We start from the raw sequence: 19,260 nt of genomic DNA, 5'->3' as shown, positions 1-19,260 counted from the left end.
GGCGACGGGGCATTGCTGGCGATCATGTTGCTCGGCTAACGACGGGAATATGATCGCTCGCATCCTTCGCATCGGCGGCAAGATCGCTATCTGGTTCGTCGGCATATCCGTGCTCTGGGTGGTCATCCTGCGCTTCGTACCGGCGCCGATCACGTTCACGATGCTGGGTGATCTGCTGTCCGGCCACTCGATCAGCAAGCAATGGCGTTCGCTTGACCGGATCGATCCCAACATGGCGCGCGCCGCGATCGCGGGCGAGGATGCGCGTTTCTGTTCCCACCACGGTTTCGATTTCCGGGCGATCGCCGGCGCCGCTTATCGCAACGCGGAGGGCGGTCGCATCCGCGGCGGATCGACGATCAGCCAGCAGACCGCGAAGAATGTTTTCCTGATTCAAGGCGGCGGCTATGTCCGCAAGGCGTTCGAGGCCTGGTTCACCGCGCTGATCGAGGCGATCTGGGGCAAGCGGCGGATCATGGAAATGTATCTCAACGTCGCTGAAACGGGCATCGGCACCTATGGTGCGGAGGCCGGGGCGATGCGTTACTTCAACCATTCCGCCAGCCATCTCACCCCGCTGGAGGCCGCCCGGATCGCGGCCGTACTGCCGCTGCCGAAGAAGCGGGAGGCGGTCGATCCCGGCGGCTTCGTCCGGCGCCATGGCAATGCGCTCGCCCGCTACGTCGGAGTCGTGCGGCGCAATGGCCTAGATAGCTGTCTGAGATAATTGAAATCAGCCGAACGGATACCCGGCCGATCGCGCGCGTTGAGGGCTGACTGGCGAGCAAACGAGCCACGTCGGGAACACGCGGGAGATGGATACGATGAAACTGTTCTATGCGGCGGCGCTAATTCCGCTCATCCTCGCCGGGTGCGACAAGAAGCCGGAGTTCAAAGCCGAAAATGCATCCGTGGCCGAGGTCGCGAGCGCGGCAAACAGCATGATCCGCATGGAGCCCGGCAAATGGCGGACCGAGGTGTCGGTCGATTCGGTCGAGATCGCCAACGCCCCCGCGCAAGTCGCCGACGCGATGAAGCGGCAACTGTCGGCAACGGGCAAGCAGACGGCGGAAAGTTGCGTCACGAAGGAGCAGGCCGAACGTCCGCCGGAAGATTTGCTTGGCGGCAAGGGCATGAAATCCTGCCGCTACGACAGTTTCGCGATCAAGGGCGGCAAGCTCGACGCGCAGATGACCTGCCAGGGCGGCCCGGCAGGCCCGGCCAGCAAGATCCAGAGCAAGATCACGGGCGATTTCGGCAGCAAGAGCTACGATCTGGTGAGCGAGACCAGCGCGCACATTCAGGATCAGTCGATCACCACCAAGACCAAGATAAAAGGCGCGCGCATCGGCGATTGCACGCCCGCGGCAAGCTGATCGTCATCGACCGGCGCGGGCGATGTCACACGCCGCGCCGGTCATGAGCCATATCAGAACGGCAGCTTGAAGCCCGGGGGCAGCGGCAGGCCGCTCGTCATCTTCGACATTTCAGCCGACGACGCCGCATCGGCCTTCGCACGCGCGTCGTTGAGCGCGGCCGCGACGAGATCTTCCACCATCTGCTTTTCGGATGGCTGGAGCAGCGATTCATCGATCGTCACGGCGATGATACGGCCCTTGGCCGATGCCTTCACCTTGACGAGCCCGCCACCGGCAGCCCCCTCGACCTCGATCGTGTCGAGGCTCTCCTGTGCCTTGGTCAGCTCGTTCTGCACGTTCTGCGCCATGGCAAGAATGTCGTTCAAGTCTTTCACATCATGCTCCGTTTGGGCCATTCGATAAGTTCGGCGTCGGGAAAGGCGATGCGCGCCGCCGCGACGATCGGCGTGTCGAGAATCGCCTGTCGCGCGGCTTCTTCGGCGGCATCATCCGCCTCCTTCATCGTCGGCGCGCCCGGCTCGTCCACCAGGGCGACCTTCCACGCGCGCCCGGTTTCCGCCTTCAGCACCTGCGCGAACTCGCTCAGCGTGTCGGCGGATAGCGGACGTGAACCGCTGAAGGCGATCTCGCCATGCGCGATGCGCACCAGCCGCCCGCCGCTGCGCAGCCGGTGATAAAGCGCGTGATGCCCGCGATCCTCGAGCAGCGCCATCAAGCCGGCAAACTCGTTCGGCGCGGGCTGCACCGGCGCGGGTGCAGCCGCTGCGGGGCCATTGACCTGGATCGATCCGCCCGCGATCTGCCGCGCCAGTTCGCCGGGATCGGGCAAGGTGGAGGCGTGGACGACACGCAGCAACGCCATCTCGGCCGTCTCGATCGGCATCGCCGCACGGGCAACCTCGTCATGCCCCTTGAGCAGCAACTGCCAGAGCCGGTGGAGCATCGCGAACGAGAGCTTCGTCGCCCATTCGCGATAGGCGGCGCGCTCGACTTCGGGCTGGGCCGGATCGTCAGGCGCACCCACTTTCGCCAGCGTTACGCCGTGCACCGCCTCCAGCAGCGCGCGGAAAACCGATTGCGGATCGACCCCTAGATCATATTGCCGCCGCAGCGCCGCCAGCGCGGCCGGCGCATCGCCCGCCAGCAGCAATCCGAGCAGATCGCGAACCGCGCCGCGATCCGACAGGCCCAGCATCTCGCGCACCGCCGCGGCGCTCACCCCACCGCCTTCGAGATCGGCGTGCGCGATCGCCTGATCGAGGATCGACAGCCCATCGCGCGCCGATCCTTCCGCCGCACGCGCGATCAGCGCCAGCGCCTCGGGCTCGGCTTGCGCGCCCTCGCGTTCGCACACGCGGGTGAAATGATTTGCCAGCATCTCCGCCGGTATCCGCCGAAGGTCGAACCGCTGGCAACGCGACAGCACCGTGACGGGCACCTTGTTCACCTCCGTCGTGGCAAACAGGAATTTCACATGCGCGGGCGGCTCCTCAAGCGTCTTGAGCAGCCCGTTGAAGGCCGCCTTGGACAGCATGTGAACCTCGTCGATGATATATATCTTGTAGCGCGCGGAAACCGCGGCGTATCGCGATGCCTCGATGATCTCGCGGATGTCGTCGATGCCGGTGTGGCTGGCGGCGTCCATCTCGATCACGTCGATGTGCCGCCCCTCGGCAATCGCGCGACACGGCTCGCACACGCCGCACGGGTCGATCGTCGCCCCGCCCTGCCCGTCCTCGCCGATGCAGTTGAGCGCCTTGGCGATAAGCCGCGCGGTGGAAGTCTTGCCAACGCCGCGTACGCCCGTCAGCAGAAAGGCGTGGGCGATCCGGTCACGCTTGATCGCGTTCTCCAGCGTTCGCACCATTGCCTCCTGCCCGATCAACTCGGAAAAGGTCTGCGGCCGGTATTTGCGGGCCAGGACGCGATAGGCGTCCGCACCGCGCTGTGGCTGGGGCGGTTCGTCTAGGCCGAGCGAGGTCGAGAGTTCATTCACCCGCCCTAGATAGGCGCTGCCAGAGGATTCGTCAGCGGGGAAATGATGGTGCGGCTTGCGAAGATGTGCGCATCGCCACGCGCCGACGGGTGGGAGCCGGAACGACCCGAGGCGAAATCGTTGTGGCTGCTTCCGTCAGGATCTGACCAGGTTGGCGACGACCACGTCCGCCCGACTCCCGCGCGCCATATGGCGAAGCCGGGCGGCGTGTTCAAGCTATCTTACCAGGCGCGGACGCGATAGCATACGCGATTGCGTTTATAGCGCCCGCGCCATTCGCAGACCCGCCGCCACTGCGGCCCGCGATGCCAGCCGCGCCCACGGTCCCAGCCGCGATGGTGGCCCCGATCGCCGCGCCACTCGCGATGGTCGCGGTTGCCGTCGTTCCAGCGCTGCGCGTCGGCCGCGCTCGGCGCCATCGCGCTGACCGCCATCACGCCGGCCAGGCCCAGGATCATCTTCTTCATATGCCTTCTCCTGCTTGTGGGAAGGACATTGCTTCAGCGCCCCTGCATGTTCCGTGAACCCGATGGTAATCGTACAGTCAGGCCATCGAGCGCCTCACTCAGCACGATCTGGCAGGAGAGGCGGCTGGTTCGCGTCGCGCCGAAAGCCAGATCGAGCATATCCTCCTCGTCCGCGCTCGCGGGCGGGATGCGATCGAAATCCGCGTCATCCACGATGACATGGCAGGTCGCGCACGCCATCTGGCCCTCGCAGGTTCCCTCGAGCGGCTGCCCGGCGCGCTGCCCGATATCGAGCAGGCTCTCGCCGGCGCTGGCTGGCGCCTCCGCGATCGTGCCATCGACGGCGATGAAACGCACTTTCAGGCTCATGCCGCTATCCTCTGCGCATCGGCCGCCGCGAGGATGCGGGCCAGCGCCGCCTCCAGTTCGCCCTCGCTGGTGTAGCGCCCGAACCCGAGGCGGATGGAACTGCGCGCTTCCGCGTCGGTAAGGCCGATCGCCTTCAACACGTGGCTCGGCCGGCCCGACCCGCTCGCGCAGGCCGAGCCTGCCGAAAAGGCAATGTCGCGGCAGTCGGACACCAGCCGGTTCACGTCCAGGCCTGCGCGCCGGACGTTGAGGTTGCCGTGATAGCGTCGATCGGTCGCGCCGTTGACCGTCCAGCCGCCAAACATATCGGCGGCGATCGACCACAATCGCTCGACATGCGCGTGATCCTGCTCGACTCGCTCCGCCATCAGGCGCGCCGCGACGCCGAATCCGACGCAAAGCGCCGGGCTCAGCGTGCCCGAACGCCCGCCCTCCTGATCGCCGCCATGAAGCAGCGGCCGGAGCGTCACACCGTCGCGTATCCACAGCGCGCCCACGCCCTTGGGCCCGTGGATCTTGTGTGCGGACAGCGCGATCAGGTCGCACCCGTCGGGAATGGCGACGCGGCCGTAGCCCTGCACCGCGTCACACAGGAACAGCGCCCCCGCAGCGCGCGCGTCCCGCGCGATGTCAGCGACCGGATGGATCACCCCGATCTCGTTGTTGACGAGCATCGCCGCGACCAGCCCCGCACCGCAGAGAGCGGGGGCCAGCGCCGCGCGATCGACCATGCCATCGCGATCTACCGCAACGATCCGCGCACCGCTCGACGCGCCGGCGGTATCAAGCACCGCGGCATGCTCGGTAGCGATCGTCACGACTGGGCCGTCGACGCCCTTGATCGCCCAGTTCAGCGCCTCCGTCGCGCCCGAGGTGAAGACGACCCGCCCGCCATCCGGCAGCAACGCCGCGATCCGGGCACGCGCCACCTCGATCGCCGCCCTGCCCTTTCGGCCGGCGGAGTGGGCGGAATGCGGGTTCGCAAAATCGTCGCGCAGCCACGGCACCATCGCCTCGAACACCTCTGGCGCCAGCGGTGTCGTCGCCTGATAATCGAGATAGCTCATGCCGCCAGCCGCCGCGCCTGTCGCGCCATGTCCCGCCACGCGATGACGAAGCGATCGACGTCGGCCTCGCTCGTCGTGCGGCCGAAGCTGACCCGCACCACCTCGCGCGTGTCATCCTCGTTCCACCCCATCGCGCGCAGGACGTGGCTTGGCTTCATGCTGCCGCTCGCGCAGGCGCTTCCGGCCGAAACGGCGATGCCGGCCAGGTCCAGCCGGATCAGTTGCGCGGTCGCCGCCAGCCCCGGCAGGCGATAGCTGCCGATCGCGGGGTGACGCGGTGCGCCCTCCGCGACGACGAGCCCCCCGGAGCGTCGGATCGCATCGTCGAGCTTGTCGCGCAGCACCCCGTGATCCGGCTCCGGCTCCGCCAGCGCGGCGGCATAGCCCAGCACGGCGGGCAAATTCTCCGTCCCCGGCCGATAGCCGCGTTCCTGCCCACCGCTTGGTCGCAGCGTCGCGAGATCGCGTACCAGCAGCGCGCCGATGCCCGGCGGACCGCCGCGCTTGTGCGCCGAGAGCGCGACGAAATCGGCGTGACCGGCCAGGTCGCGAGCCGCAGGCATCTGCGCCGCATCGACCAGCAACAGCCCCCCGGCGGCATGCACCATTTCCGCGACGGCGGCGATCGGCTGCCGCACCCCCGTCTCGCTGTTGCACCATTGCAGGCACACGAGTGCGGGGCCGGCCGCCAGCAGGTCCGCCAGCGCGACGGGATCGATCACCCCTTCCCGGTCCACCGGAGCCGTTTCCGCCACCCCCGCCGCGCGGATCGCGGCATCATGCTCAACCGCCGAAATGATGCGCCGCCCGATCAGCGATCGCCCCAGCGCCAGGGCCAATGATTCGCTCGCGCCGCTGGTGAACAGCGTTTCATGCCTCCAGCCATAGGCCGCCGCGATCGTCGCCCGCGCTTCCTCCAGCGCGGCGCGCGCGGCGCGCCCCTCGCGATGCGGCGACGAGGGGTTCGCCCACATTCGCTGCCCGCGCGCGACCGCAGCGATCGCGTCCGCCGTCATCGGGGTGGTGGCGGCGTGATCGAGGTAGAGACGCGGTGGCGCTGCTTGTTCGGGCAAAACTCGTTCCAAATCCGGTGACATTTCCTATATAGCGCGCAACGCCCGGCGCTACACCCGCGCCGCCAATGAACGGGAAACAATGCCTGAAGTTATCTTCCCCGGCCCCGAGGGCCGTCTCGAGGGGCGTTTCGCCCCCGCTCCCAAGCCGCGCGCGCCCGTCGCGATGATCCTGCATCCGCATCCGAATGCGGGCGGCACGATGAACAATCATATCGTGCAATCGCTGTACAAGACGTTCCAGCGGCGCGGATTCGCCACGTTGCGCTTCAATTTCCGCGGCGTCGGAAAAAGCCAGGGCACGTTCGACAACGGCATCGGCGAGCTTTCCGATGCGGCGAGCGCGCTTGACTGGGTGCAGAGCTTCCATCCGGAAGCATCCACCACCTGGATCGCCGGCTTCTCGTTCGGCGCGTGGATCGGCATGCAGTTGCTGATGCGCCGCCCTGAGATTCGCGGCTTCATCTCGGTCGCGCCGCCTGCGAACCTCTATGATTTCACCTTCCTGGCGCCGTGCCCCTCTTCGGGCATCATCATCCAGGGCGAGCAGGACGAGGTGGCCACGCCGGGCGCGACCCAGAAGCTGGTCGATAAGCTGCGCACCCAGCGGCACATCACGATCCACCACGACGTGATCCCGCGCGCCAATCATTTCTTCGAGCATGAGATGGACGACCTGATGAGGTCGGTCGACAATTATCTCGACATGCGTCTCGCGCCGGATTCGCCGATCCGCTGATCTACGGGAAGGGGCGCTGCCGGCGCCCCTTTCTCACGCCGTCGGCAAGGTCCAGATCAGCACGTTGGCCACCAGCACCGCCGCCATGACGAGCAACAGCGCGCCCTTTCGGCGATCCCGGCCCTTGCTCACCAGATAGAGTCCGCCGATCAGACAGGCGAAGGCGCCGATCATCGCGATCGCCGGCGCCGCCTGAGCGATGCCGGTCAGCATGCTGTTCACACGCGGCCCATGGCGAGGAATTTCGCCCGGCGATCCTTGCGCAGCGCCTCTGGCGACATGCCCGCAAGCTCACCCAGCGACCGCTCGATCGCATCGCCCAGCGCACTGATCGCCACGGCCGGTTCGCGATGCGCGCCGCCCACCGGCTCCGGAACGATCGCATCGATCACGCCCAGCGCCTTCAGATCCTGCGCCGTCACCTTCATCGCCTCCGCCGCCTCGGCTGCCTTGTCGGCGGTGCGCCAGAGGATCGAGGCGCAGCCTTCGGGCGAGATCACGGAATAGACGGCATGCTCGAACATCAGCACGCGGTTGCCGCTCGCCAGCGCGATCGCGCCGCCCGAGCCGCCCTCGCCCACCACCGCCGCGACCATCGGCACGCCCAGCGCGAGACTCGCCTCGGTCGAGCGCGCGATCGCTTCGGCCTGCCCGCGCTCTTCCGCCTGCAGGCCGGGGAACGCGCCCGACGTGTCAACCAGCGTGACGACCGGCAATCCAAACCGGTCGGCAAGGTCGAGCAGGCGCACCGCCTTGCGATAGCCCTCCGGCTTGCCCATCCCGAAATTGTGCTTCAGCCGCGAGGCGGTGTCATCGCCCTTCTCGTGCCCCAGCACGAGCACGCGCTGCCCGCGAAACGTCGCGAACCCGCCCAGGATCGCCTGATCGTCGGCAAAGCCGCGATCGCCCGCGAGCGGCACGAATTCGTCGAACAGTCCCGCGACATAATCCTTGAAATGGGGGCGTTCCGGATGGCGCGCGATCTGCGTTTTCTGCCACGGCGTGAGCTTCGCGAAAGTGTCGCGCAACAGCTTGTCGGACTTGGCCTGAAGTTTGGCGATCTCGGCACGGAGATCGACCCCGCCATCGGCGCCCGTCTCACGCAGGTCGTCGATACGCGCCTGAAGCTCGGCGATCGGCTTCTCGAAATCGAGGAAAGTCGGCATCGTGGTGCGCTAGGGCGAGCGCTTGCCCGCGTCAACGAGTGGATGACGTTCGTTGACCAGTTCAACGAGGCGGCGGCTGTCCACGTGCGTATATATCTCGGTCGTCGCGATATCGGCATGGCCGAGCATCGATTGCAGCGCGCGCAGATCCGCGCCGCCTTCCAGCAGATGCGTCGCGAAGGCATGGCGCAACACGTGCGGGCTGATCCGGTCTGGCGGTATGCCCGCGGCCGCCGCCAGCGCGCGCACGAGCTGATAGAGGCGGACGCGCGAAAGATGCCCCTTCCCCGACGGAAACAGAAAGGCGCGGTCGGCCGCCACATGCTCGCGCCACCTCGCGACAGCCGCGCGTGCGCGATCCGATACCGGCACCAGCCGCTCGCGCCCGCCCTTGCCGCGCAGAATCAGAAACGGGCGATCCGGCTGGATCGCATTGCGCGGCAGCGAGACCAGTTCGGTCGCGCGCAGGCCGGAGCCGTAGAGCAGTTCGAGCAGCGCCTCCATCCGCCGGTCGCCCGGATCGACAGGGTCGCGTGCAAGCCGCGCGGTGATCGTGGCGAACAGACGATCGATATCGGCATGCGACAGGGTTTTGGGCAGCGCGCGCCGCGCGCCCGGCCGGGGGAGCGCATGGCCCGGATCGTCGCGTCGCAGCCCCTCGTCCATCAGGAACGCGTAGAAGCGCCGGAGCGCCGCCGCCTTGCGCGCCACGCTGGAGCGCGACAGGTCCAGCCAGCTTTCGCCCAGCCTGGCGAGCGCAGCCTCGTCGGCGTTCGCCAACGCGCCCCCGAGGGCGTCGGAAGCGAGCGCCAGATCGCTGCGATAGGCGGCGATAGTGTTGCGCGCCGCGCCCACCTGCGCCGCCATCATCTCCAGAAAGCGGTCGATCAGGGCGCGATCATTGCTCATCGCGATCCCGCTCAGGTGCGCGTGAGCGCCTCTACCGCGATCATCCGCGCGTCGCCGCCCAGCCCGACGAAACGCAGGGCCGTGATGATGCGATAGAGCATGTCGGGCGGCACCCCGCGCCAATCGCCGGTCTGCATCCCCGCGGCGGCCAGCAGCAGCACGGTCGCAGGCTGGCGCTCGCGCGTGGCGCGGTCCAGCGCGCGGGTCCAGGCGTTCTCGGTGCCGATCCTGACATCCAGTTCCTGCGCACCGCGCTCGATATCGTTCGGCGCAAGTCGGCCCAGCCCCGCGAGGCCGGCAAAAAAGAGCTGCCGCTTTCTGGCGGCGGCGTAGCCGGAAACCTGGCTGTAGCCGAGCCGGCCCGTCGCATCGGGATCGGCCAGCGCCAGCAGCGCCCAGCCATCGCTGCCCGCCGGCGCCGTATCGCGCCAGCGCATCGCGGTGCGATCCATCCCGGCGGAAAGCATCGCGGCGATGAGGCGATCGGCCTCGTCCTTGCCATCTCCGGGGCGCACCCGGCCCGCGGCACGCGCGGTAAGGATCAGCCGGGCGTATTTCGCCTGCGGCGCGGTGCCCGCCTGCCACAATTGTCGCAGCGCGCCGATCCGGGTCGCGACATCCGCGCCGGCATAGGCGCTGCGCAGATCGGAGGCGGTCGCCGAAAGCACCGCCGGCGCATCCTCCATCGCGTCGAGCGCGCCATAAAAATCGACCAGCGCGAGATTGGAGATCACCCCCATCGCCGCTGCCCGCTCCGCCGGCTCGATCCGATCGGCCAGCGGGATCGCCGGGGCCAGCGCGCGCCAGCCCGTCACCTGGGGGCCGACCGTTTGATACAGCGAATCCGGCACCGCGATTCCGGTCGCGGTGGCAAGGCCGAAGCGCCACGCATTCAGCTGGACGACCGGCGTCCACTCGATCGTGATCGCCTGGCGGCTGTCCGCGCCCGCGCCGATCACCTTCTGCGCCAGTTGCAGATCAACGCCGCTGGCCACGCGCGCCCGGCGTGCTTCGGCGATCAGCGGCTGCGCCTCTCCCGGCGTGCCGACCAGCGCCGCGCACATCGCCTGTGCCAGCACCCAGCCCGGTTCGCTGTCGTCGCGCAGCGCCGCATCGGTCAGCGGGCAAAGCGCCGCGGGATCGGCCGTCGCCAGCGCCGTCTGCATCCACACATCACGCAGCTTCGGCGTGACGTTGCCGATATCGACCGACTGCGCGAGCGCACGCGCCGAAACCGATTCGCCCATGCGCAGCAGCAGCCAGGCGCGCTCGGCGGCGAAATCCGCGCCGTTCAGCCCGCGCGGCGTGTTGACTTGCGATACAAGTGCGCGGCGCAGCGCGATCGACAGCCAGCGTGATGGCAGCGGCGCGGAGAGCCGCCGCATCAGCGTTTCGAGGAAGCGACCGTCGGCACTGCCCCACGCATCGGGCGCAAGCCCGCCCTCGCTGGCGCCGGTCGGCCCGACGAAATCGAGCGAGCGCCGCGCGAACGGGGGCATTTCATATTGCGCCAGCGTCGCCGCATCGGGTGTGGGCGTCGCGCTCGGCTCCGGCGCGGGCAGAAGCGCGTTATCCGCAACGTTCGACGGCAGCTGCTGGACAGTGCCGGTGGGTACGGCGGCCGGCGCGCCAGATGGCGCAGCCCCGCCAGGCTGCGCTACCGGCTCGCCAAAGCCGGGTGGCAGGAGCGATTCGGGGTTCTTGCTGTTCTGCGCGATCGCGGCGGCGGCAAGCGAAGCGGCCGTCAGCGCGGCCGCCGCGATCTTAACCCGCGAGATTGCCAAGCTCGACCGCCTTTTCGATCCGCGTCGTCGGCTTTTCACCCGCTCGCCCGGCGAAGAAAAACAGCGCGCCGATCACGATCAGCAGCAGCACCACGAGCGAGACGACCAACCGAGACATACACCTATCCTGTCCGACGCGGGAACCCGACCATGTGAACTATGGTCACCGCGTCGCTGCGCTGTATAGCCGCACGAACGATGTTGCAAAGCCCCGCCTCCCTTCAGGCCACCTGGAACGGTCAGCCGATCGTGCTGGTCGGGCTGATGGGCGCGGGAAAGTCCACGGTCGGACGGCGGCTGGCGATCCGGTTGGGCCTGCCGTTCGTCGATGCCGACAATGAGATCGAGCGTGCCGCCGGCATGAACATCGCGGAGATATTCGCCCAATATGGCGAGCAATATTTCCGCGATGGCGAGCGCCGGGTGATCGCCAGGCTTATGGACGGCGCGCCGAAGGTGATCGCGACCGGCGGCGGCGCATTCGTCAACGATGAGACGCGCGCGCTGATCCTTTCCGACGCGCTTGCCGTCTGGCTCGATGCCGCGATCGAGGTGCTGGTGGAACGGGTGCGCAAGCGCAGCCACCGGCCGCTGCTTGTCGGCAAGGATCCGGAAGTCGTGCTGCGGGAACTGGCTGCGGCGCGCAACCCGCTTTACGCGCAGGCCCCCGTCCGGGTGCCGAGCAACAACGTGCCCCATGAGATGACGGTGCGCGCGATAATGGAGGCGATCGGCAAGTGAGCGTGGTAAAGGTCGAACTGGGCGCACGGAGCTATCCCGTGGTCATCGAATCCGGGCTGCTGGCGCGCGCAGGCGCGCATATCGGCGAGATCGCGCGCGGCCGCCCGATCGTGATCGTATCCGACGAAAACGTCTCGACACACCTTGCCACGCTGCGCGCCTCACTGGACGCGGCGGGTTTGCGGAGCGAGTCGATCGTGCTGCCCGCGGGCGAGGGATCGAAGAGCTGGCCGACGCTGGAGGCGCTGTGCGACCGGCTGCTCGATCTAGGTGTGGAACGCGGCGATCATGTGCTGGCGCTCGGCGGCGGGGTGATCGGCGATCTGGTCGGCTTCGCCACCGCGATCCTGAAGCGCGGCTGCGGCTTCGTTCAGGTGCCGACGACGCTGCTTGCGCAGGTTGATTCGTCGGTTGGCGGCAAGACGGGGATCAACACCCGCGCGGGCAAGAACCTGATCGGCGCATTTCATCAGCCGAAGATGGTGCTGATCGACCCGGATGTGCTCGATACGCTCCCCGCGAGGCAGCTGCGCGCCGGTTATGCGGAGGTGGTGAAATACGGGTTGATCGACGATGCCGGCTTCTTCGCCTGGTGCGAGGCCAATGGCGCGCGGTTGCTGGCCGGCGATGCGGATGCCCGGGTGCAGGCGATCACCCATTCGGTCGCGGCGAAGGCGCGGATCGTCGGCGATGACGAGTTCGAGACGTCGGGCCGCCGCGCGTTGCTCAATCTTGGCCACACGTTCGGCCACGCGCTCGAGGCGGAAGCGGGCTTCTCGGATCGCCTCCTCCACGGCGAGGCCGTCGCCGCGGGCTGTGCGCTGGCATTCGGTTTCTCCTCGCAACAGGGCCTGTGCCCCACGATCGACGCCGATCGCGTCGCGACCCACTGGCGCGCGAACGGCTTGCCGGATGGCCTCGCCGCCGCCGGGATCGACGCCCCCGCTGCGCGGCTGATCGAGCATATGCGCCATGACAAGAAGGCAAGCGCCGGCCGCATCCCCTTCCTGCTCGCGCGCGGGATCGGCGCGACCTATCTTGATCGTGACGTGGATCTCGGCGCGGTGGAGGCGTTTCTCGCCACCGCGCGGTAATTGGCGTCGTCTCAGCGGCGCGCCGCGCTCCACGCGAGCCACAGCCACCCCGCGATCAGAAGCGTGCCGCCGATCGGCGTGATCGCACCGAGCCAGCGCGGCGCGCCCAGCGCCATCAGGTAAAGCGTGGCAGCAAACAGCGCGCCACCCGCGATGAACAGCCATGCCGGTCCGCGCGCCTCCAGCCCGAGCGCGACGAGCGCGGCGACGGCATGGACAAGCTGGTAATGCGCGCCGGTCTTCAGCCACTCCGCCGCCGCGCCGCTCGCACCATGCGCCCCGAAGGCGCCGGCGGCGACCGCCATCGCGCCGGAAAGCGCTGCGAGAATTATCAGCACGTTCATTTCCCGTCTCCCCACGGCACCTGTTGCGCGGTCAGCGCACGCGCCGCCCGGATATCGCCGGCTTCGATCTGGATGCGCAGCCGCTCCTTGTCGCGCGCGCGATACATTTCCTCGGCGCGATTGATTTCCGCCTTGTCGATGCCGAGCCCGTCAAGGGCGGCGCGCGCCATCTTCACTGCCGATTCCATCACTTCGCGCACAACCAGCGTCGCCGCCCCGTTCTTCAGCTTCACGAGCGCACGGCGGTCATAAGCGCGAACATAGATCGCCGCGCCGGGGAATGCCTCGTGCACGCCTTCCACGATGTCCGGCGTGATCTGATCGCCGTCGATACAGAACAGGATCAGTTCCGCCTCCGCCGCGCCGGCCTGCCGCAGCACGTCGATCCGCGTGCCGTCGCCATAATAGACTTTCGCGCCGAATTCGGCGGCGATGTCGATCATCTCGATATCGGTATCGATCAGCGTGACCGGGATGTCGCTCGCCAGCATGATCTGGCCAACCGTCTGCCCGAACCGGCCATAGCCGACGACCAGCGCGTTCGCCCCGTCGGCATTGGGGCCTTCGCGCTCTTCGCCCACCACCGCCGGCTGTTCGCGCAGCTTCCGCGTCGCCATCATCAGGAACGGCGTGGTGGCCATCGACAAGGTGATGATCGCCCCGAACAACGAGGCGGCATCCGGCGCGATCAGATAGGCGTTCTGCGCCTGTGCGAACAGCACGAAGCCGAACTCGCCCCCCTGGCTCAGCAATACGCCGAGCGCCAGCGCCCCCCGCCAGCTCATGCGAAAGGCAACGCCGATCAGGAAGATCACCAGCGCCTTGGTCGCGATCAGCGCCAGCGCCATCGCCAGGACGAACAGCGGCCGCTCCGCGATGGCGTGGAGGTTGAGCATCATGCCGATGGTGAGGAAGAACAACCCGAGCAGGATCGAGCGGAACGGCTCCACATCGGTTTCCAGCTCGTGCCGATACGGGCTGTCAGCCAGCATCACGCCCGCGACGAATGCGCCGAGCGCGGTCGACAGGCCGAGCGCCTCCATCAGCGCGGCGCTCGCGATCACGGTGAACAGGGCGGCGAAAACGAACATCTCGCGCTCGCCCAGATTGCCGATGCCGCGAAACAGCGGGCGCAGCACGAAACGGCCCGCAAGGATCAGTCCGACGATCGCCGCGACCGTGTAGATCACGAGCAGCCATCCGGGCGGCCCTCCGGTATCGGCCGGATTGCGGCTCATCGCGGCGATGATGGTGATGAGCGGGATGATCGACAGATCCTGGAACAGCAGGATCGAGAAGGCGCGCTCGCCGAACGGAGTCCGCAGCCGCCCCGCCGATTGAAGCATCGGCAGCACCTGCGCGGTGGAGGAAAGCGCCAGCGGCAGGCCGAGCGCGAACGCGGCGGGAAGGGAGAAATGCGCGAATATCGCGATGATCGCGCTGATCGCCACGCCGCACGCGACAACCTGGATCAGCCCGAGCCCGAAGATATCCTCTTTCATCCGCCACAGGCGAGACGGGTTCAGCTCCAGTCCGACGACGAACAACAATAGCGTGATGCCGAGTTCCGCTACACCAAGCTTGGATTCGGCATCGCCGACCAGCCCCAGGATCTGCGGCCCCACGACAGCGCCCGCAATCAGATAGCCGAGCGTGGCCCCCAACCCGAGGCGGCGGAACAGCAGAACGAAGGCGAGGCCCGCACCAAGCAGGATAAATCCGTCGCGCAACATCGAGGTGGTGGCACCGGCCTCGTGCATCAGCCGGCTCCCCGCGCCTGCTCGGCAGCTTCGGCCGCTGCCTCGAACGCCAGCCGGATCGACGGATGCCGCGCGCTATGCGTCAACGCGGGCACGAACACGTCGATGCCGGGCCAGTCGGGCAGCGGGCCGGTGCCGGCCAGCCAAGCGGTCAGGGCATCGCGAGCCGCCGCGAGTTCCTCGGGAGACCGTCCCAGCGCATCGGCTGCGAACAGCGCCGACGATGCCTGCCCGAGCGCGCAGGCGCGGACCAGCATGCCGATCTCGCTCACCCGCCCTTCGGCATCGAGATTCACTTCCACCGTCACGCGGCTGCCGCAGATCGGCGATCGCTTCTCGCTCGACGCCATCGGCGTTTCGATCCTGCGATCGGGCACCTCGGTCGCCAGGCGCAGGATGCGTTCGTTATAGAGCGAGGCGCTCATTGGCCGGTGCCTGCGCTGGAGTTGGCCGGGATGGTCGTGTGCGGGCCGAACACCGGCTCGCCCCTTCGGCGGCGGTCGACGAAATCGGCGATTCCGGCGCTGGTGGCGTTGAGCAGGCGATAGGTGCGCGCCTCGGCCAGCCACGCCGGGCGATGCGTGGGGCCGCCACCGATCGTATCGAGCACCAGCACCACCAGCAGAAACGCCAGGCTTGAAAGGATCAGTCCCTTCAGCGCGCCGAAACCGAAACCGAGCGCCCGGTCGATCGGGCCGATCACCGAGGTGCGCACCCGCGCGCCGATTGCGTTCGCGACAAGCCGGCCGAGAAAATACGTGATGCCCGCCAGCACCGCGAACGCCAGCACTGCCGCGCCCGATTGCGTGCCGATCACGCCTGTCAGCACCTTCGCCAACGGCAGGTGGAAGAATTTCAGCGCGAAGATCATCGCGACCCAGGCGAACAGCGCCAGCACCTCGGTCACGAAACCGCGCTTGATCCCCAGCAGGGCGCCTCCCCCTACCGCAAGCAGAACAAGGATATCGACGGCGTTGAGGTTCATCGGGTCCGTTTCGAGAAAGGGCGATCGCGGCTCAAGCGCTACCCGCGCCCCAGCATATGGTCAACGAATTGCCCCAGCGTGCGGAAGCCGGAAAGCCGCAGGTCGCTTTTGTCGCGTGCGATCGCGGATGGCACCATCGCGCGCTCGAACCCCAGTTTGCCCGCTTCCTTCAGCCGCAAGGCCCCATGCGCCACGGGGCGTAGTTCACCCGAAAGCGCGATCTCCCCGAACGCCACCGCATCGGCCGGCACGGGCCGCTCGCTGAGCGCCGACACGAGCGCCGCCGCCACGGCAAGGTCAGCCGCCGGATCCTGTACGCGATAGCCGCCGGCGATGTTGAGATACACTTCCGCGGAGGAGAAGCTGAGGCCGCACCGCGCTTCCAGCACGGCGAGGATCATCGCCAGCCGCCCCGAATCCCAGCCAACTACCGCGCGGCGCGGCGTGGCGCCGCTCGCCAGCCGCACGACCAGCGCCTGTATCTCCACCAGCACCGGGCGTGTCCCCTCGAGCGCCGGGAAGACGGTGGTGCCCGTCACGCCCTCCTCACGCTGGGTGAGGAACAGGGCGGAAGGGTTTGAAACTTCGGCCAGTCCCTCCGCCTGCATGGCGAACACGCCGATTTCGTCGGTGCCGCCGAAGCGGTTCTTGATCGCGCGCAGGATGCGATACTGGTGGCTGCGCTCGCCCTCGAACGAGAGCACGGTATCGACCATATGCTCCAGCACGCGCGGACCGGCGATCGTTCCGTCCTTGGTCACATGGCCGACCAGCACCAGCGCGGTGCCGCGGTCCTTGGCGAAGCGGATCAGTTCCTGCGCGGATGCGCGCACCTGGCTGACGGTGCCGGGCGCTCCCTCGATCAGGTCCGAATGCATCGTCTGGATCGAATCGATCACGAGCAACGCCGGCGGCTGCCCCTGGCTCAGCGTCGTCAGGATATCGCGAACGGAGGTCGCGGCGGCAAGTTGCACTGGCGCCGCCCCCAGCCCCAGCCGCCGCGCCCGCAGCCGCACCTGATCGGCCGCTTCCTCGCCGGAGACATAGGCGACACGCACGCCCGCCAGCGCCATCCTGGCCGCTGCCTGCAACAGCAAGGTCGATTTGCCGATCCCCGGATCGCCGCCGATCAAGGTGGCCGACCCCTCCACGAAGCCGCCACCCAGCGCACGGTTGAGTTCGGCGATCCCGCTCTCCAGCCGATCCGGCAACGCGACATCCGCATCCAGACCGATCAACGTGATCGCCCGACCGCCGCCCTGCAGGTTATGCTTGGCATGAAACGGGGTGACGATCGCCGGCGCTTCCTCGACCAGCGTGTTCCATTCCGAACAATCGAGGCATTGTCCCTGCCATCTGGACGTGACCGAGCCGCACGACTGGCAGACAAAGCGCTTCTGGATTCTGGCCATGCGCGATCACTAGCATCGGCGGAACGATAGGGGAACGGTGGTGGCATAAAGTTAACTACTGCAATGCGAAAAGCGCCGGCGATGATCTTCCCCGAACCCCTCCCGCTTGCCTCGAGCTGGGCGCTGTCCGAGCGCCGCGAGCGAATCGATTCGTGGATGCCTTCTGCGGACACTGTCGGCGGCCGCTGGTCGTTCGACCTTTCCACCGGGGAGATGGCCTGGGATCGCGCCATATACGAATTGTTCGGCTTCCCGCCCCACGAACAGCTCTCACGTCGCAGCGCCGTGGACTGTTACGTCGGCGAATCCCGTTGCGCGATGGAGCAGTTGCGCGCGCATGCGATCGCGCATCGTCGCGGCTTCACGCTCGATGTCGATATCGCCCCCGCGAATGGCGAGCCGGTGCGCCGGATCCGTCTGTCAGCCGCGCCGGTCTGCGTCGGGCATCGCGCGGTCGCGCTGGAGGGCGTGAAGCAGCTCTTGCGCTAGGCGGCCGGTGACGCGTCCGCCCGGCCGTATTCACCCCGCGCCGGGTATCGTCAGCCCGCGCTGCACCGCCGGTCGCGCAAGGCCGCGTTCCAGCCATGCCGCCACATTGGCATAGCGATCGAACTCCACCAGCTCGCGCGCCTCGTAGAAAGTGATGAGATTGCGCACCCAGCCGAGCATCGAGATGTCGGCGATCGAATAATCCTCGCCGGCAAACCACGGCTTTTCCGCGAGCGCACCGTTCATCACGCCAAGCAAACGCTTCGCCTCATCGACGTACCGCTGTAGCGGCCGCTTGTCCTCCCACTCCCGGCCGGCGAACTTGTTGAAGAAGCCAAGCTGGCCAAACATCGGCCCGACGCCCCCCATCTGGAACATCAGCCAGCCCATCGCCTGCCACCGCGCGGCAGGGTCTGAAGGCATGAACTTGCCGGTTTTCTCGGCCAGATAAAGCAGGATCGCGCCGCTCTCGAACAGGCCGATCGCTCGGCCGCCCGGGCCATCCGGATCGATAATCGCGGGGATCTTTCCATTGGGATTAAGGGACGTGAATTCCGCGGTTTTCTGATCGTTCTCTGCGAACCTTACCAGATGCGGCTCATAGGCGAGGCCGGTTTCCTCAAGCATGATCGATACCTTCACGCCATTCGGCGTCGGCAGCGAATAAAGCTGTATCCGGTCAGGATGCGTCGCAGGCCAGCGGCGGGTGATCGGAAACGCGGTCAGATCGCTCATCGAGATCACTCCTGATACGGCTTGGGATTGCCCGTGAGTAACCATCTGCGTGCCGCGATCAACCGCCGATTCATCCGCCGCCCGTCTCCGCCCGCCGCGCAACGGTTGCGGAGCCAGTTCGCAAAATGATCGTTATTACCTCGAAATTATCCGAGGAGTAGAAAGCAACATGTATCGTAAAGCGTTCATCTTGGCCGCCACTGGCGCGATGCTTGCCACCCCGGCTTTTGCCCAGACCACACCGGCGGCACCCGCCGGCACTGCCGCTCCCGCCTCAACGGGCGTTACCGCGGGCGCGACCGTTTATGACGCGCAGGGCGCGGTCGTCGGCACGATCGCCGCGATAAACGGCACCAATGCGGTGGTCGATACCGGCACGGTAAAGGCGGCACTTGCCATCAGTTCCTTCGGCACCAGCCCGAAAGGCCCGACGCTTGGCCTGACTAAGGCCCAGCTTGAGGCGGCCGCGGCGCAAGCGGGGCCGGGCTCGGCGGAGTTCAAGGCAAAGCTTGTTCCGGGCGCGATTGTCTATGGCGCGGGCGGCACGCAGGTCGGCACGATCAAGGATGCCGATGCGCAGTTCGTAACCGTCACCACCGCGAAGGGCGACGCACGCTTGCCGATCACGGGCTTCGCGCCCGGCACCAACGGGATAACGATCGGCCTCACCGCCGAACAACTTGCTGCGGCGATCAGCAACGCTGCACCGAAGAAGTAACAACGATCGCTCGCCCCGGTATCATCCCGGGGC

24 protein-coding genes and 1 other RNA gene are annotated in these 19,260 nt (G+C 67.4%); 7 read left to right on the top strand and 18 right to left on the bottom strand.

The window, feature by feature from the left end:
* The first annotated feature begins 49 nt into the window (after positions 1-49).
* The gene (gene mtgA, locus FFS35_RS04850) at positions 50-727 is read left to right on the top strand and encodes a monofunctional biosynthetic peptidoglycan transglycosylase (RefSeq protein ID WP_137786010.1); all 678 of its coding nucleotides are present in this window, start codon (positions 50-52) and stop codon (positions 725-727) included.
* Between the two features lie 97 nt (positions 728-824).
* A complete protein-coding gene (locus FFS35_RS04845; protein WP_171007509.1) occupies positions 825-1,376 on the top strand; it encodes a DUF3617 domain-containing protein in 552 nt (183 codons plus the stop codon).
* A 53-nt stretch (positions 1,377-1,429) separates the two neighbouring features.
* Here the strand turns inward: FFS35_RS04845 and FFS35_RS04840 are convergent, their stop codons facing one another.
* From FFS35_RS04840 to FFS35_RS04810, 7 genes are all read right to left on the bottom strand, one after another.
* A complete protein-coding gene (locus tag FFS35_RS04840) occupies positions 1,430-1,753 on the bottom strand; it encodes a YbaB/EbfC family nucleoid-associated protein (RefSeq protein WP_137786008.1) in 324 nt (107 codons plus the stop codon).
* The gene (locus FFS35_RS04835; protein WP_137786007.1) at positions 1,750-3,375 is read right to left on the bottom strand and encodes a DNA polymerase III subunit gamma/tau; all 1,626 of its coding nucleotides are present in this window, start codon (positions 3,373-3,375) and stop codon (positions 1,750-1,752) included. Before FFS35_RS04835 ends, FFS35_RS04840 begins: the two co-directional genes overlap by 4 nt.
* An 85-nt stretch (positions 3,376-3,460) precedes the next feature.
* An RNA gene (gene ffs / locus FFS35_RS04830) (signal recognition particle sRNA small type) lies at positions 3,461-3,558 on the bottom strand.
* 38 nt (positions 3,559-3,596) lie between these two features.
* Complete coding sequence (locus FFS35_RS04825) at positions 3,597-3,842, bottom strand: hypothetical protein (protein WP_137786006.1); 246 nt, start codon at positions 3,840-3,842, stop codon at positions 3,597-3,599.
* Positions 3,843-3,875: 33 nt separating this feature from the next.
* The gene (locus FFS35_RS04820) at positions 3,876-4,211 is read right to left on the bottom strand and encodes a 2Fe-2S iron-sulfur cluster-binding protein (RefSeq protein ID WP_137786005.1); all 336 of its coding nucleotides are present in this window, start codon (positions 4,209-4,211) and stop codon (positions 3,876-3,878) included.
* Positions 4,208-5,278 (bottom strand): cysteine desulfurase family protein, encoded by a 1,071-nt coding sequence (locus FFS35_RS04815; RefSeq protein WP_137786228.1) that lies wholly within the window; start codon positions 5,276-5,278, stop codon positions 4,208-4,210. Before FFS35_RS04815 ends, FFS35_RS04820 begins: the two co-directional genes overlap by 4 nt.
* Positions 5,275-6,375, bottom strand: coding sequence for an aminotransferase class V-fold PLP-dependent enzyme (locus tag FFS35_RS04810; RefSeq protein ID WP_137786004.1), 1,101 nt, complete (start codon positions 6,373-6,375; stop codon positions 5,275-5,277). Before FFS35_RS04810 ends, FFS35_RS04815 begins: the two co-directional genes overlap by 4 nt.
* A 58-nt stretch (positions 6,376-6,433) precedes the next feature.
* Here FFS35_RS04810 and FFS35_RS04805 point away from each other — a divergent pair, with 58 nt between their 5' ends.
* The gene (locus tag FFS35_RS04805) at positions 6,434-7,090 is read left to right on the top strand and encodes an alpha/beta hydrolase (RefSeq protein WP_137786003.1); all 657 of its coding nucleotides are present in this window, start codon (positions 6,434-6,436) and stop codon (positions 7,088-7,090) included.
* A gap of 33 nt (positions 7,091-7,123) precedes the next feature.
* On the opposite strand, the gene FFS35_RS04800 is transcribed toward FFS35_RS04805, so the two are convergent.
* Genes FFS35_RS04800 through FFS35_RS19900 form a run of 5 tightly spaced genes read right to left on the bottom strand, consistent with a single transcriptional unit; the run spans position 7,124 to position 11,067 of the window.
* Positions 7,124-7,303: a hypothetical protein gene (locus FFS35_RS04800; RefSeq protein ID WP_137786002.1), complete on the bottom strand. Its 180-nt coding sequence runs from the start codon at positions 7,301-7,303 to the stop codon at positions 7,124-7,126.
* A gap of 5 nt (positions 7,304-7,308) precedes the next feature.
* Complete coding sequence (locus FFS35_RS04795; protein WP_137786001.1) at positions 7,309-8,256, bottom strand: acetyl-CoA carboxylase carboxyltransferase subunit alpha; 948 nt, start codon at positions 8,254-8,256, stop codon at positions 7,309-7,311.
* Positions 8,257-8,265: 9 nt separating this feature from the next.
* Positions 8,266-9,165 carry a tyrosine recombinase gene (locus FFS35_RS04790; RefSeq protein WP_137786000.1) on the bottom strand — a complete coding sequence of 300 codons (900 nt, stop codon included), beginning with the start codon at positions 9,163-9,165 and terminating at the stop codon, positions 8,266-8,268.
* Positions 9,166-9,176: 11 nt separating this feature from the next.
* Positions 9,177-10,949, bottom strand: coding sequence for a hypothetical protein (locus tag FFS35_RS04785; RefSeq protein WP_137785999.1), 1,773 nt, complete (start codon positions 10,947-10,949; stop codon positions 9,177-9,179).
* The gene (locus FFS35_RS19900; RefSeq protein ID WP_171007508.1) at positions 10,930-11,067 is read right to left on the bottom strand and encodes a hypothetical protein; all 138 of its coding nucleotides are present in this window, start codon (positions 11,065-11,067) and stop codon (positions 10,930-10,932) included. The genes FFS35_RS04785 and FFS35_RS19900 overlap by 20 nt, the downstream gene beginning before the upstream one ends.
* 80 nt (positions 11,068-11,147) lie before the next feature.
* On the opposite strand from FFS35_RS19900, the gene FFS35_RS04780 reads away from it, so the two are divergent.
* Positions 11,148-11,690: a shikimate kinase gene (locus FFS35_RS04780; protein ID WP_137785998.1), complete on the top strand. Its 543-nt coding sequence runs from the start codon at positions 11,148-11,150 to the stop codon at positions 11,688-11,690.
* Positions 11,687-12,784, top strand: coding sequence for a 3-dehydroquinate synthase (gene aroB, locus FFS35_RS04775; protein ID WP_137785997.1), 1,098 nt, complete (start codon positions 11,687-11,689; stop codon positions 12,782-12,784). The genes FFS35_RS04780 and aroB overlap by 4 nt, the downstream gene beginning before the upstream one ends.
* Positions 12,785-12,795: 11 nt before the next feature.
* On the opposite strand, the gene FFS35_RS04770 is transcribed toward aroB, so the two are convergent.
* The 5 genes from FFS35_RS04770 to radA are packed head-to-tail and all read right to left on the bottom strand — an operon-like array spanning position 12,796 to position 17,285.
* Positions 12,796-13,128 (bottom strand): DUF423 domain-containing protein, encoded by a 333-nt coding sequence (locus tag FFS35_RS04770; protein WP_137785996.1) that lies wholly within the window; start codon positions 13,126-13,128, stop codon positions 12,796-12,798.
* Positions 13,125-14,888, bottom strand: a complete 1,764-nt coding sequence (locus FFS35_RS04765) for a cation:proton antiporter (protein WP_137785995.1) — start codon at positions 14,886-14,888, stop codon at positions 13,125-13,127. Before FFS35_RS04765 ends, FFS35_RS04770 begins: the two co-directional genes overlap by 4 nt.
* Positions 14,888-15,313 carry an iron-sulfur cluster assembly scaffold protein gene (locus tag FFS35_RS04760; protein ID WP_137785994.1) on the bottom strand — a complete coding sequence of 142 codons (426 nt, stop codon included), beginning with the start codon at positions 15,311-15,313 and terminating at the stop codon, positions 14,888-14,890. The genes FFS35_RS04765 and FFS35_RS04760 overlap by 1 nt, the downstream gene beginning before the upstream one ends.
* The gene (locus FFS35_RS04755) at positions 15,310-15,873 is read right to left on the bottom strand and encodes a CvpA family protein (protein ID WP_137785993.1); all 564 of its coding nucleotides are present in this window, start codon (positions 15,871-15,873) and stop codon (positions 15,310-15,312) included. Before FFS35_RS04755 ends, FFS35_RS04760 begins: the two co-directional genes overlap by 4 nt.
* Positions 15,874-15,911: 38 nt before the next feature.
* The gene (gene radA, locus FFS35_RS04750) at positions 15,912-17,285 is read right to left on the bottom strand and encodes a DNA repair protein RadA (protein ID WP_137785992.1); all 1,374 of its coding nucleotides are present in this window, start codon (positions 17,283-17,285) and stop codon (positions 15,912-15,914) included.
* An 81-nt stretch (positions 17,286-17,366) separates the two neighbouring features.
* On the opposite strand from radA, the gene FFS35_RS04745 reads away from it, so the two are divergent.
* Positions 17,367-17,774, top strand: coding sequence for a hypothetical protein (locus FFS35_RS04745; RefSeq protein ID WP_137785991.1), 408 nt, complete (start codon positions 17,367-17,369; stop codon positions 17,772-17,774).
* A gap of 30 nt (positions 17,775-17,804) precedes the next feature.
* Here FFS35_RS04745 and FFS35_RS04740 read toward each other — a convergent pair whose 3' ends face one another.
* Positions 17,805-18,509, bottom strand: a complete 705-nt coding sequence (locus FFS35_RS04740; RefSeq protein WP_137785990.1) for a glutathione S-transferase N-terminal domain-containing protein — start codon at positions 18,507-18,509, stop codon at positions 17,805-17,807.
* 169 nt (positions 18,510-18,678) lie between these two features.
* Between FFS35_RS04740 and FFS35_RS04735 the strand changes: the two genes are divergently transcribed.
* Positions 18,679-19,227, top strand: a complete 549-nt coding sequence (locus FFS35_RS04735) for a hypothetical protein (RefSeq protein ID WP_137785989.1) — start codon at positions 18,679-18,681, stop codon at positions 19,225-19,227.
* The last annotated feature ends 33 nt before the right edge of the window (positions 19,228-19,260 follow it).

The sequence above is a fragment of the Sphingomonas sp. 3P27F8 genome (assembly GCF_005502745.1).
Lineage (GTDB): Bacteria > Pseudomonadota > Alphaproteobacteria > Sphingomonadales > Sphingomonadaceae > Sphingomonas.
The sequence above is the reverse complement of the archived record's forward strand: the minus strand, read 5'-3'. Positions and strand labels throughout refer to the sequence as shown.

Coding starts and splice junctions, on each gene's coding strand:
- mtgA (WP_137786010.1), top strand. CDS start 50: ATGATCGCTCGCATCCTTCGCATCGGCGGCAAGATCGCTATCTGGTTC.
- FFS35_RS04845 (WP_171007509.1), top strand. CDS start 825: ATGAAACTGTTCTATGCGGCGGCGCTAATTCCGCTCATCCTCGCCGGG.
- FFS35_RS04825 (WP_137786006.1), bottom strand. CDS start 3,842: ATGAAGAAGATGATCCTGGGCCTGGCCGGCGTGATGGCGGTCAGCGCG.
- FFS35_RS04820 (WP_137786005.1), bottom strand. CDS start 4,211: ATGAGCCTGAAAGTGCGTTTCATCGCCGTCGATGGCACGATCGCGGAG.
- FFS35_RS04815 (WP_137786228.1), bottom strand. CDS start 5,278: ATGAGCTATCTCGATTATCAGGCGACGACACCGCTGGCGCCAGAGGTG.
- FFS35_RS04810 (WP_137786004.1), bottom strand. CDS start 6,375: ATGTCACCGGATTTGGAACGAGTTTTGCCCGAACAAGCAGCGCCACCG.
- FFS35_RS04805 (WP_137786003.1), top strand. CDS start 6,434: ATGCCTGAAGTTATCTTCCCCGGCCCCGAGGGCCGTCTCGAGGGGCGT.
- FFS35_RS04800 (WP_137786002.1), bottom strand. CDS start 7,303: ATGCTGACCGGCATCGCTCAGGCGGCGCCGGCGATCGCGATGATCGGC.
- FFS35_RS04795 (WP_137786001.1), bottom strand. CDS start 8,256: ATGCCGACTTTCCTCGATTTCGAGAAGCCGATCGCCGAGCTTCAGGCG.
- FFS35_RS04790 (WP_137786000.1), bottom strand. CDS start 9,165: ATGAGCAATGATCGCGCCCTGATCGACCGCTTTCTGGAGATGATGGCG.
- FFS35_RS19900 (WP_171007508.1), bottom strand. CDS start 11,067: ATGTCTCGGTTGGTCGTCTCGCTCGTGGTGCTGCTGCTGATCGTGATC.
- FFS35_RS04780 (WP_137785998.1), top strand. CDS start 11,148: ATGTTGCAAAGCCCCGCCTCCCTTCAGGCCACCTGGAACGGTCAGCCG.
- FFS35_RS04770 (WP_137785996.1), bottom strand. CDS start 13,128: ATGAACGTGCTGATAATTCTCGCAGCGCTTTCCGGCGCGATGGCGGTC.
- FFS35_RS04765 (WP_137785995.1), bottom strand. CDS start 14,888: ATGCACGAGGCCGGTGCCACCACCTCGATGTTGCGCGACGGATTTATC.
- FFS35_RS04760 (WP_137785994.1), bottom strand. CDS start 15,313: ATGAGCGCCTCGCTCTATAACGAACGCATCCTGCGCCTGGCGACCGAG.
- FFS35_RS04755 (WP_137785993.1), bottom strand. CDS start 15,873: ATGAACCTCAACGCCGTCGATATCCTTGTTCTGCTTGCGGTAGGGGGA.
- radA (WP_137785992.1), bottom strand. CDS start 17,285: ATGGCCAGAATCCAGAAGCGCTTTGTCTGCCAGTCGTGCGGCTCGGTC.
- FFS35_RS04745 (WP_137785991.1), top strand. CDS start 17,367: ATGATCTTCCCCGAACCCCTCCCGCTTGCCTCGAGCTGGGCGCTGTCC.
- FFS35_RS04740 (WP_137785990.1), bottom strand. CDS start 18,509: ATGAGCGATCTGACCGCGTTTCCGATCACCCGCCGCTGGCCTGCGACG.
- FFS35_RS04735 (WP_137785989.1), top strand. CDS start 18,679: ATGTATCGTAAAGCGTTCATCTTGGCCGCCACTGGCGCGATGCTTGCC.